6 protein-coding genes are annotated in these 10,762 nt (G+C 71.1%); 3 read left to right on the top strand and 3 right to left on the bottom strand.

The window, feature by feature from the left end:
- The first annotated feature begins 7 nt into the window (after positions 1-7).
- Positions 8-5,608 (top strand): non-ribosomal peptide synthetase, encoded by a 5,601-nt coding sequence (locus ON29_RS25180; protein ID WP_306307226.1) that lies wholly within the window; start codon positions 8-10, stop codon positions 5,606-5,608.
- A 38-nt stretch (positions 5,609-5,646) separates the two neighbouring features.
- Complete coding sequence (locus ON29_RS25175; RefSeq protein WP_040870086.1) at positions 5,647-5,865, top strand: MbtH family protein; 219 nt, start codon at positions 5,647-5,649, stop codon at positions 5,863-5,865.
- A gap of 61 nt (positions 5,866-5,926) precedes the next feature.
- On the opposite strand, the gene ON29_RS25170 is transcribed toward ON29_RS25175, so the two are convergent.
- Positions 5,927-7,651, bottom strand: coding sequence for a helix-turn-helix domain-containing protein (locus ON29_RS25170; RefSeq protein ID WP_157172896.1), 1,725 nt, complete (start codon positions 7,649-7,651; stop codon positions 5,927-5,929).
- A gap of 72 nt (positions 7,652-7,723) precedes the next feature.
- Here ON29_RS25170 and ON29_RS25160 point away from each other — a divergent pair, with 72 nt between their 5' ends.
- Complete coding sequence (locus tag ON29_RS25160; RefSeq protein ID WP_040870082.1) at positions 7,724-7,990, top strand: hypothetical protein; 267 nt, start codon at positions 7,724-7,726, stop codon at positions 7,988-7,990.
- A 223-nt stretch (positions 7,991-8,213) separates the two neighbouring features.
- Here the strand turns inward: ON29_RS25160 and ON29_RS25155 are convergent, their stop codons facing one another.
- The gene (locus ON29_RS25155; RefSeq protein WP_040870081.1) at positions 8,214-9,089 is read right to left on the bottom strand and encodes an aldo/keto reductase; all 876 of its coding nucleotides are present in this window, start codon (positions 9,087-9,089) and stop codon (positions 8,214-8,216) included.
- A 320-nt stretch (positions 9,090-9,409) separates the two neighbouring features.
- Positions 9,410-10,663 carry a TetR/AcrR family transcriptional regulator gene (locus tag ON29_RS25150; protein ID WP_040870079.1) on the bottom strand — a complete coding sequence of 418 codons (1,254 nt, stop codon included), beginning with the start codon at positions 10,661-10,663 and terminating at the stop codon, positions 9,410-9,412.
- Positions 10,664-10,762: the final 99 nt, after the last annotated feature.

Raw genomic sequence — 10,762 nt, 5'->3', positions numbered from 1 at the left:
CGAGGACGTGGTGGCCGTGGCGGTGCCGCGCTCGATCAGCTCCGTGCTCGCGGTGTGGGCGGTGGCCAAGACCGGCGCGGTGTTCGTCCCGGTCGACCCCACCTATCCGGCCGAGCGGATCGCGCACATGCTCACCGATTCCGGTGCGGCGCTGGGCCTGACGATCGCCACCTGCCGCGCGGCACTGCCCGGTGCCGTCGACTGGCTGGTGCTGGACGCGCCGTCCACGGCGGCGCGGATGCGCCGCAACAGCGGAGCACCGATCGATGCCGCCGAGCTGATCCGCCCCGTGCGGGTGGAGAACCCGGCCTGGATGATCTACACCTCCGGCTCCACCGGCACGCCCAAGGGCGTGGTCGCCACGCACGGCGGTCTCGCCGGAGTCGCCCTCGCGCAGCGGGACCGGTACGCGGTCACCGCCGACGCGCGCGTCCTGCACGTGGCCTCACCCAGCTTCGACGCGTCCATGCTCGAACTGCTGCTGGCCCTGTCCGCCGGGGCGGCGCTGGTGATCGCGCCCCCGGGTGTCTACGGCGGCACGGAACTCACCGCGCTCATCCGCGACCGGCGGGTGACGCACGCGTTCCTCACCCCGGCGGTCCTGCCGACGCTCGACCCGGCCGAGCTGAGCTGCCTGCGGCAACTCACCGTCGGAGGCGAGGCCTACGGCCCGGACACGGTGCGGCACTGGGCGCCCGGCCGGTCGTTCCACAACACCTACGGCCCGACCGAGACCACCGTCATCGCGACGATCAGCGCGGCGTTGCGGCCCGGCGATCCCCTCGATCTCGGCACGCCGATCCACGGCATGTCCGCGCTGGTGCTGGACGGCAGGCTGCGGCCCGTGCCGGTCGGCGTCACCGGCGAGCTGTACCTGCGCGGACCCGGCCTGGCCCGGGGATATCATGCGCGGCCCGGTCTTTCGGCGGCCCGGTTCGTCGCCGACCCCCACGGCCCCGCGGGCGGACGACTGTACCGGACCGGTGACCTGGTGCGCTGGACCCGGTCGGGCGCACTGCGCTATGTCGGGCGTTCGGATCAGCAGGTGAAGGTGCGCGGCCTGCGCATCGAACTCGGCGAGATCGACGCCGTGCTCGCGGCACACGAGACGGTGCGCGCGGCCGTCACCGTGGGCCACACCGACGCCTCGGGCGCGGTGTCGCTGCTCGCCTACGTCGTCGCCGCCCCCGGCCACACGATCGACGTCGCCGACCTGCGGGCGCACGCCGCTCGCTCGCTCGCCGGGTACATGGTGCCGAGCAGCCTGCTGGTACTCGACGAATTGCCTTTGACTCCGGTCGGCAAGCTGGACCGAACCGCGCTGCCGCGGCCGGAGCTTCGCGCCGCGCCGTTCCGCGCGCCCGGTACCGAGGTCGAGCGAGCGGTGGCGCGAACGGTCGCGGAGGTCCTCGGACTCGAGCGCGTCGGTGCGGACGACGACTTCTTCGCCCGCGGCGGCAACTCGCTGACCGCGACCCAGCTAGCCGCGCGGCTCGGGGACCGGCTGGCGGTCGCCGTCGGCGTCCGCGCGGTGTTCGAGCACCCGACGGTCGCCGCGCTGGCCCGCGCGCTGGAGATCGCCTCCGGTGCGGCTCCCCGCCCCGTGCTCACCCGGCGCGCGCTGACCGGCCCCGTGCCCCTTTCGCTCGCGCAGCAGCGCATGTGGTTCCTCAACCGCCTCGATCGGCAGTCCACCGCCTACAACATCCCGCTGGCGGTGCGCCTGACCGGCGAGCTGGACGTGGCGGCGCTGAACGCCGCGATCGGTGACGTCGTCGCCCGCCACGACGTGCTGCGCACGGTCTACCCGCTGCACGCGTCCGGGCCGGTGCAGGTCGTCTTGCCGGTCGCCGACAGCACACCGGTGCTGGCGCCCATCGCCGTCGCGGCCGACGACCTCGCCGCGGCGGTGGCCGACTTCGTGGGCGGCGGGTTCGACGTCACCGACACCGTCCCCGTCCGCGCCCGGCTGTTCGCTCCGGTCGACGGCGCCGCGGCGGATCCGGTGACCGAGCACGTGCTCGTCGTCGTGGTGCACCACATCGCCGCCGACGGCTCGTCGCTGGCGCCGTTGGCCCGCGACGTCATGGTCGCCTACGCGGCACGCAGACGCGGCGCCGCGCCGGACTGGTCGCCGCTTCCGGTGCAATACACCGATTTCAGCGTGTGGCAGCGCGAACTGCTCGGTGCGGAAGACGATCCCGCTTCGCTGCTGGCGCGTCAGATCCGGTTCTGGACCGAGACGCTGGCCGATCTGCCCGCGCAGCTGAACCTGCCCGCCGATCGCCCGCGCCCCGCCGTCGTCGCGACGCGCGGCAGGCACGTCGATTTCGCGATCGCCCCGGACGTGCACGCCCGGCTGACCGAACTCGGCCGCGAATCCGGCGCGACGCTGTTCATGGTGCTGCACGCGGCGTTCGCGGTGCTGCTCGCCCGCCTGTCGGGCACCGCGGACATCGCGGTGGGCACGCCGGTGGCCGGGCGCGGAGCGGCCGAACTCGACGACGTGGTCGGCATGTTCGTCAACACGCTGGTCCTGCGGGCCCAGGTCGACGCGGGCGAGGGTTTCGCGGGCCTGCTCGCCCGCGTCCGCGCCACCGATGTCGCGGCCTTCGCGCACGCCGACGTGCCGTTCGAGCGTCTGGTCGAGGTGCTCAACCCGGAGCGGTCCACCGCCCGCCATCCGCTGTTCCAGGTCGGCTTCTCCTTCCACAACCAGGCGGAAGCCGATTTCTCGCTGGACGGATTGACCGCCACCGCCGCCGATTTCGACTCCGAGGTCGCCCAGTTCGACCTGCACCTGGTCGTCACCGACCGCTACGGCCCCGGCGGAACCCCGGCGGGCATGGCGGCCTCGCTCACCTACGCCACCGCCCTGTTCGACGAGTCCACGGTGGCCGGGTTCGCCACCCGCCTGCAACGGCTGCTGAACGCGGTGTGCGCGGACCCGCGGCTGCCCGTCGGTGATCTCGCGCTGCTGGACCCGGCCGAGACCGAGCGCGTGCTGGTGACCTGGAACCGAGCCGGGCAGGCCTTCGCCCCGACGACGCTGATCGCCGCGTTCGAGGCGCAGGCGGCCAGGACGCCACAGGCGGTCGCCATCGTCGACGACGCCACCACCCTCACCTACGCGGAGTTCGCCGCGCGGGTCAACCGCCTGGCCCGGGTACTCATCGCACGCGGGATCGGCCCGGAGAAGCCGGTGGCGCTGGCCATTCCGCGCAGCGTCGACCTGCTCGTCGCGATGTACGCGGTGGTGACGGCAGGCGGCGCGTACGTGCCGCTGGACCCGGCGCATCCGCTGGAACGCACCGCCGGCGTGCTCGCCGCCGCGGGACCGCACCTGGTGCTCACCTCGGCGCGCGAGCCGATGCTGCCCGTGGCCGCATCGGAACACGGTGTGGTGCTCGATATCTCGACCGTCGCCGACACGGTGGCCGACCACCCGGTGCGCGACGACGAACGGATCGCCGCGCTCTCGCCCGCGAACACCGCGTACATCATCTTCACCTCCGGTTCCACCGGTGTGCCGAAGGGTGTGGCGGTGCCGCACGCGGCGGTCGCGCATCAGCTGGACTGGATGCAGTCGGAATACGCGCTCGGCTCGGACGACGCGGCGCTGGTGCTGACCTCGGCCGCCTTCGACCTGTCGGTGTGGGAGTACTGGTGGGCGTTGCGAACCGGGGCCCGACTGGTGCTCGCCCCGCAGGACGCGCAGCGCGACCCGGCGGCCCTGCTCGACCTGGTTCGCCGCGCTTCGGTGACGACGCTGACCCTGGTGCCCTCGCTGCTGGCGCTGCTGGCCGAAGCCTCCGGCGAGCGCAGGCTGCCGCCTTCGCTGCGCCGGTTGCTCGTCATCGGTGAGGCGTTGTCCGCCGCGACGGTGCGGCGGGTCGAGGCGCTCACCGCGGCCGGGATCGACAACCTCTACGGACCCACCGAAGCCGCGGTGTCGGTGACCCGGTTCCGGGCGGAAACCGACATCCGGCAGGCACTGGTGCCCATCGGCACGCCCCAATCCGGTAATCGGGTCTACGTGCTCGACGACCGGCTGCACCCGGTGCCCGCCGGGGTGACCGGTGAGCTGTACCTCGGCGGCGCGCAGCTGGCCCGCGGCTACCACGGCCGAGCCGAACTCACCGCGGAACGGTTCGTGGCCGACCCGTTCGGGCCTGCGGGCGCCCGCCTGTACCGCACCGGCGACATGGTGCGCTGGGCCGCCGACGGCAACCTCGAGTACGTCGAGCGGCGTGATTTCCAGGTGAAGATCCGCGGCTACCGCATCGAGCTCGCCGAGATCGAGCACGCCCTGCGCTCGCGGCCCGAGATCGGCGCGGCGATCGTCCTCGCCTACGACACCGACGGCGCGAACGCCGTGCTGGCCGGTTACTTCACCGCCGCTGAACGGCTCGACCCGGGCGCGCTGCGCGCCGCGCTGGCCGATGTCCTGCCGAGCTACATGGTGCCCACGCAGCTGCGGCAATTGGAGATCTTGCCGCTCACCGCGAACGGCAAGGTCGATCGCGCGGCCTTGCCGCGCCCGGAGCCGCACGCGCGGGAATCCCGCGCCCCCGGCACCGATCTGGAACGTGCCGTGTGCGCGGACTTCGCCGAGGTGCTCGCCGCCGAGCGGGTCGGCCTGGACGACAACTTCTTCGAACGCGGCGGCAACTCGCTGCTGGCCACCCGCTTGGCCGTCCGCCTGAGCGCGGCGCTGGGCGAGCAGATCCCGGTGCTCTGGCTGTTCGCCGCGCCGACGCCGGCGCGCCTGATCGCCCAGCTGGAGCAGCACCGCTGCGGTCGCGGCCGGGTCGACGCGGCCGCCGCGTTCGACGTCGTGCTCGCGCTGCGCACCGGCGGCGCTCGGGAGCCGCTGTTCTGCATCCATCCCGCCGGTGGTGTGGCGTGGTCCTTCGCGGGTCTCGCTGCGCACCTGGACCCGGAGCGGGACGTGTACGGCATCCAGTCGCCGGTGCTGAACCCGGGCGAGGCCCTTCCGGAGTCCATCGACGACTGGGCGCGCCGGTACGTGCGGGAGATCCGCGCCGTGCAGCCCGAGGGGCCGTACCACCTGCTCGGCTGGTCGCTCGGCGGCGTGCTGGCGCACGCGGTGGCGACGCAGTTGCAGGAGCAGGGCCAGCGGGTCGCGGTCCTGGCCATGATGGACAGCTCGCTGCGGGTCGACGCGGAGGAGGCCACCGCCCTGCCGGTCGCCGATCTGCTCGGCGGGTTGCTCGGCGAAGCGGCCGATGACGGGGACGCCGAACTGGACCTGCCCCGGCTCGCGCGCAGGCTCGCGCGACTGCCCGAGCCGTTCGCCTCGTTCGGCGCCGACCACCTCGACCGAGTGCTGAGCGCGGGGGCCGGGTCACTGGAGTTGATCCGGCGCTACCGCCCCCGCCCGTACAAGGGCAACCTGCTGTACTTCACCGCCGCGCTGGACGATCCCACCGGCGCCGCGGGCGCCGCGAGCTGGGCCGACGCCGTGGACGGCACCGTGCACAACCACGCGGTGCACGCCTCGCACTGGCGGATGACCTCGGAGTCCGCGCTGGCGCGGATCGGCCACGTCCTCACCGCGGCGCTGGCGGACACCGAGCGCCCCTAGATCCCCCCCCGACCCGACCAGGAAGAAGGAAATCCGAAATGACCAATCCGTTCGAAAACGACGACGCCAAGTTCTACGTCCTGATCAACAAAGAGGGCGAACACTCCCTGTGGCCGGTCTTCGCCGCCGTCCCCGGCGGCTGGACCATCGCCTACGGCGCCGCCAATCGCAAGTCCTGCCTGGAGTACGTGGAGACGCACTGGGTGGACATGCGCCCCAAGTCGCTCATCGAGGCCATGTCCAGCGAGGCGAACTGACCACCTGAATGCGCGGGGCGCGCCGGTCCCCATCCCCCCCTGCCGACCGGCGCGCTCCGCCTCAGGCCTTGACCTGTGCCGAGTCGATCACCGCGTGCGCCCGCTGACGCCATTCACCGACGGCTCTGGTGCGCAGCCCGCCGAGCGCCGAGTCGAACTGCTTGGCGCGCTGGGTGACGGTGAGCCCGACGTAGGTGTGCGCGTTCGTGATGGCGCTGGTCGCCACCGCGCAGGCTTCCTCGATCTCGCCGGAGGCCAGCAGCGCCGTGGCGTGCTCGAAGCGGACCAGGGCGGGCTCCATGGTCTCCGACGGGTCGTACAGCGCCATCGCGCGGGCGGCCGCCACGGCGGTCTCGTCGGCTCGGCCGAGGCGGGAATATCCGATCGCCTGATAAAAGGCGAGTTTCTCCGGGCGGAAAGAAAAAATACCGACCGAAAGGTCTTCCGGCCCGACGTCTTCCAAAGCCGATGCCGATCGCGTGATACAGCGCGCGAATTCGTCGGCGTGCCCGAGACTGGCGTGCGCGCGCGCCGCCATTCCCCACAACCATGCGGCGGCCGGGCCGTAGGACGGATTTTCTTGCAATCGGCCGTCGAGTAACTGCAAAACTTCCTTCGGCTTATCGCTATAGGTGGGCAAATACGCGAGCCCGGCCAGTGCGATGTCCTCCGAATAGCGGTCGCCGATGTCCTGGGCGGCATGGATCGCGGTGGCATACCACATCCGCGCCTGGCCGAAATGCCCCTCGTTGAACAGGATCTCGCCGACCACGTTCGCCAGTCTGCCCGCCGTGCGCACCAGCCGGACCTGATGATGGGTGGGCTGCCGTTCGCCGAGACAGCTTCGGACCATCCGGAATTGCTCGAGCCCGGTCTGCAGCAGTTCGTGCGGCGGCACCTGCACCACCCGTGTGCCGAGGACCTCGGCCGACTGCTCCAGGAACGCCAGTCGCCGTTCGCTGATCGACCCCGCGTCGAGGGTTGCCAGCATCCGTTCCGGTTCGCTCGCCACCAGGTCTGCCGCCTGGCCTGCCAGGCCCGCGCCGATGCAGGCCAGCAGTTCTCGCCTTCTCACGTCGTCTTCCTCGACTTCCTTGTCGAGCCCGATTTCCCTACCGAGCTTGGTGTGCCTTTCGGGCGCCGAATCAGCGCTTTCGTAGTCGGGGGCGGTCGCCCGGCCCGTGGCGATCGCACGCTCGAATCGTTCGGCGACGACGGAATCGACCTGCGACAGGACTCTGTCGAGGAGACGCTGGCTAGCGGCGTGCATCCGGGTTGTCCGGCCGTTCTCCCACAGGACCACGGTGCGCGGTGTGACGCCCACCAGACGCGCGAATTCATAACGGCTTCGCTTCATCGCCGTGCGAAGCGCATGTACAGCTTCGCCCGTCCAGTCGACCTCCACCATAGGTCTCTCTTCCTCGCTCCAGGCCGCTACAAACGGAAAGTACTCGCAATTACCGCATTCGGGTCTGTTATCTACCGAATCGCAACGCGCACTGTTGAACCGCACCCGGCATCGGGGGTCCGCCCAAACCCTGTCGAGGGCGCCCGTTGTCCGGAACCCGGCGCACGGTCCCGACACGGCCCGATCCATCCGTGTCGAGCGCGATCCGGCGGCGCCTTCTCGGTGCCGGGTGCACTGCTCAAGTGGAGGTGAAAGATGGACGTGTTGCACTCGGACGTCAGAGAATTGTGGCTGGTGCAAAGCCGCGACTGCACACAGGAACCGCTCGGTCTGACCTACGACCGCGCACGGTTTCTCTGCGCCGTCCACGCGGGACACGGCGCGACCTGCCGTCAGTACCTAACCGCCTCGGCGTTCTGTTCCCGGCAGGCCGCCGGCCAGTAATCCGCCGTGGAACCGCTGCTGGGCATGCTCGGCGCGTGCACGCTGCTGGTGGCCGCCATCATCGGTGTCGGATCGTGTCTGCCGCACGGCGGCGCCGAGGACGCGCACCGCCCGCCCGAGCATCCGTTCACCATCGAACAGGCGCATCGGGTGATGCAGGGTCACCGCCCTTGCCGCGCCGACGCCTGCCCCCGCAAGCAGGCGGCCTTCCGCACCCTGGTCGCGTCCGGCCGCGTCATCCCCGACAGCCGGGCCGACGGATACTCGCGCTGACCGACCGTCGGCGCACCGAACTCGTTGCCGCCCAGCGTGATCCGCTCGGCAGCGCAGTTCACCCCACCGGTCGGGACTCGGCGAGGGAGTCCCGACCGGTACCACCGTCCCCCCCATACTTCCAATCCAGAGTCGATGTCGGAGGGGAACATCGACCCACGCCCATCTCGCCGCCGCCGCTTGTGAGTGGCACAGATGTGCCACTCGGGCGGCCGGTTCCCGGCTATCCGGTTGCTGCCGAGAGGGCTTCGAATTCCTCGTCCGTCAGCGTGATTCGCGCGGCGGCGATGTTCTCCTCGACGTGCGCGACGCTCGAGGTGCCGGGTATCGGCAGCATCACGGGGGAGCGGCGCAGCAACCAGGCCAGGGCGAGTTGGGCGGGGGACGCGCCGTGGTCGGCGGAGATGGCCGCCAGCGGACCGCCGGGGGCGGCGAGTTCGCCCGTGGCGATCGGGAACCACGGGATGAATCCGATGTTCTCCTGCTCGGCGTAGTTCAGCACGTCCTCGTCGGCGCGGTTGGCCAAGTTGTACAGGTTCTGCACCGAGACGATGGTGGCGAGTTCGCGTGCCTGGCGCAGCTGTTCGACGGTGACCTGGGAGAGGCCGATGTGCCGGATCTTGCCCTCCTGCTGGAGCGCGACGAGTTCACCGAGCTGGTCGGCCAGCGGTACCTGGGGGTCGATGCGGTGCAGCTGGTACAGGTCGATGCGGTCGACGCCCAAGTGGCGCAGGCTGAGTTCGGCTTGCTGACGCAGGTATTCGGGCCGGCCGACCGGACGCCATTCGTTGGGGCCCTGACGCGTGAGACCGGCTTTGGTGGCGATCACCAAGTCCTCCGGGTAAGGCCGCAGGGCCTTACGGATCAGCTTCTCGCTGACGAACGGGCCATAGGAGTCGGCGGTGTCGATGAAGTTGACGCCGAGCTCGACCGCGCGGCGCAGAACGCGCACCGCTTCGTCCGGGTCCTTGGGATCGCCCCACACCCCGGGGCCGGTCAACTGCATCGCGCCGTACCCGAGCCGATGCACCGGAAGATCGCCGCCGATGGCGAAGGTTCCGGACGCCGCCGCGGTCTGCGCGTCGAGATCTGTGCTCATGTGGATGTTCCTTCCGAAGTCGGGAATGCTCTACGGGCGTCGCGCCGGTCCGGGCGCGCGCTCTCCTGCCGCAACAGCGCTGTCGCGAGGTCGATTCCCACCGCGGTGTTCGCCGGTGGCGTGAACACCCACCGGGTCCCCGGCCGACCCGACATCGACACCTGCGCCCATGTCCGGCGCACCGGCATCCCCCCGGTGAATGGCACGGGCCCCACCGTACTCCGCCCACCCGCGGCGAGTGGCACACCACCGAGGGACCTACTCGCGAAATGGCGCAGCCATGTGCCACCGGTGGGGCGTTTCGGCCGCGAATCGGCGGGCTACGGCGTGGGGACCGCGGGCCGGTCGAAGAGGATCGCCTGCATCAGGCGGATCACGCGGCGCGGCGAGCACGCCGGGTCGGTGGAGCCGAAACGCTCGCCCAGGTCGACGACCAGTGCGAACGCGGCGTGCACCAGCAGGCGCGCCTCGGCGGCCGATAGCTCGGGCCGCACGCCGACCAGCAGTTTGGCCCACTCCTCGACATTGAGGCGCTGGATGTTGCGCAGCACGGTGCGCTCCTCCGGCGGCACGTTGCTGATCTCGGCGTAGTAGACGAAGGTGAGCTCACGCTCGGCGAACGAGCCCGCCACGTACAACTCGATCAGAATGTCGAGCGCTTGCCCCGGCGTCTCGGCGGCGGCGACGGCAGGTCCGATGGCGGCCGACACTCGATCCGCCGCCCGGCGGAACGCCGCCGTGAGGATGTCGCCCTTGCCGCGATAGAACCGGTACACCGCCGAGGAGGCGGGCAGCCCGGCGGCGGTCGCGATGTCCTCCACGCTGACGTTCGGGTATCCGCGCTGGTGGAACAGCTCGACCGCGCGCATCAGCAGCAATTCGTGTTTGAAGGTCAGCGGGATCTCGGTCGCGGCGAAGCTCTCCGCTTCGGCGTTACCGGCAGGCGGCAGCTCGCACGCGGCGAGTGCGCGGCAGGCCGCGGTCAGTTGTGCGGTGAGCGCCCGCACCGGAATCGACACGTGGTGATCGCCGATGCTGCTGAGCACACTCAGCTCCGCGGCGGCGAGCACGGAGCGGTCGGCCTTGGGTAGCGCGGGCCTGGTCTCCGCGAGCAGCGAGGTGAGCGCCGCGTTCACCCCCGCGAGCTGATCGGCCAGGGTGGCCGCGTCGGCGTCCTCCAGGTAGCGCCGCTGCCAACGCAACAGCGCGGCGCTGCGCCGGTTGGCGATCGCCGCGTCGATCAGGGCGTCGAGCACGCGTTCGAGCCGTTGCGCCGGGGGCAGGCCGGTGGCATCCGGCAGCCGGGCCGCTTCCTGACTGACCGTGCCCAGCCGCAGCACTTCCTCGCAGAACAGCGCGTACTTGCTCGGATAGTGGCGGTACAGCGCCGCGGAGCTGATGTCGAGCCGGGAGGCGATGTCGTCCATGCTGACGCCGTGGTAGCCCAGCGCGCCGAACGCCTCGGCCGACGCGGCCGCGATCTGCGCGCGGCGGTCGCGTGGGCGGCGCCGGATCACCCGTGCCGGTGTCCCGTCGGCCGCCTTGTCCGCAGCGTGGCGGTCCTGGGCACCCATGCCGCGATGGTAGCCCAAGCCAACGTTTGGTACATCGATGCTGCCCCGCCTGGGGAACAACTGAATGATAGATCACAAAGAAGCTGTGAACCGGCCTTC

The organism is Nocardia exalbida NBRC 100660 (genome assembly GCF_000308575.1).
Classification (GTDB): Bacteria; Actinomycetota; Actinomycetes; order Mycobacteriales; family Mycobacteriaceae; genus Nocardia; species Nocardia exalbida.
This window is presented reverse-complemented; position numbering and strand designations above follow the sequence as displayed.

Coding starts and splice junctions, on each gene's coding strand:
- ON29_RS25175 (WP_040870086.1), top strand. CDS start 5,647: ATGACCAATCCGTTCGAAAACGACGACGCCAAGTTCTACGTCCTGATC.
- ON29_RS25155 (WP_040870081.1), bottom strand. CDS start 9,089: ATGAGCACAGATCTCGACGCGCAGACCGCGGCGGCGTCCGGAACCTTC.
- ON29_RS25150 (WP_040870079.1), bottom strand. CDS start 10,663: ATGGGTGCCCAGGACCGCCACGCTGCGGACAAGGCGGCCGACGGGACA.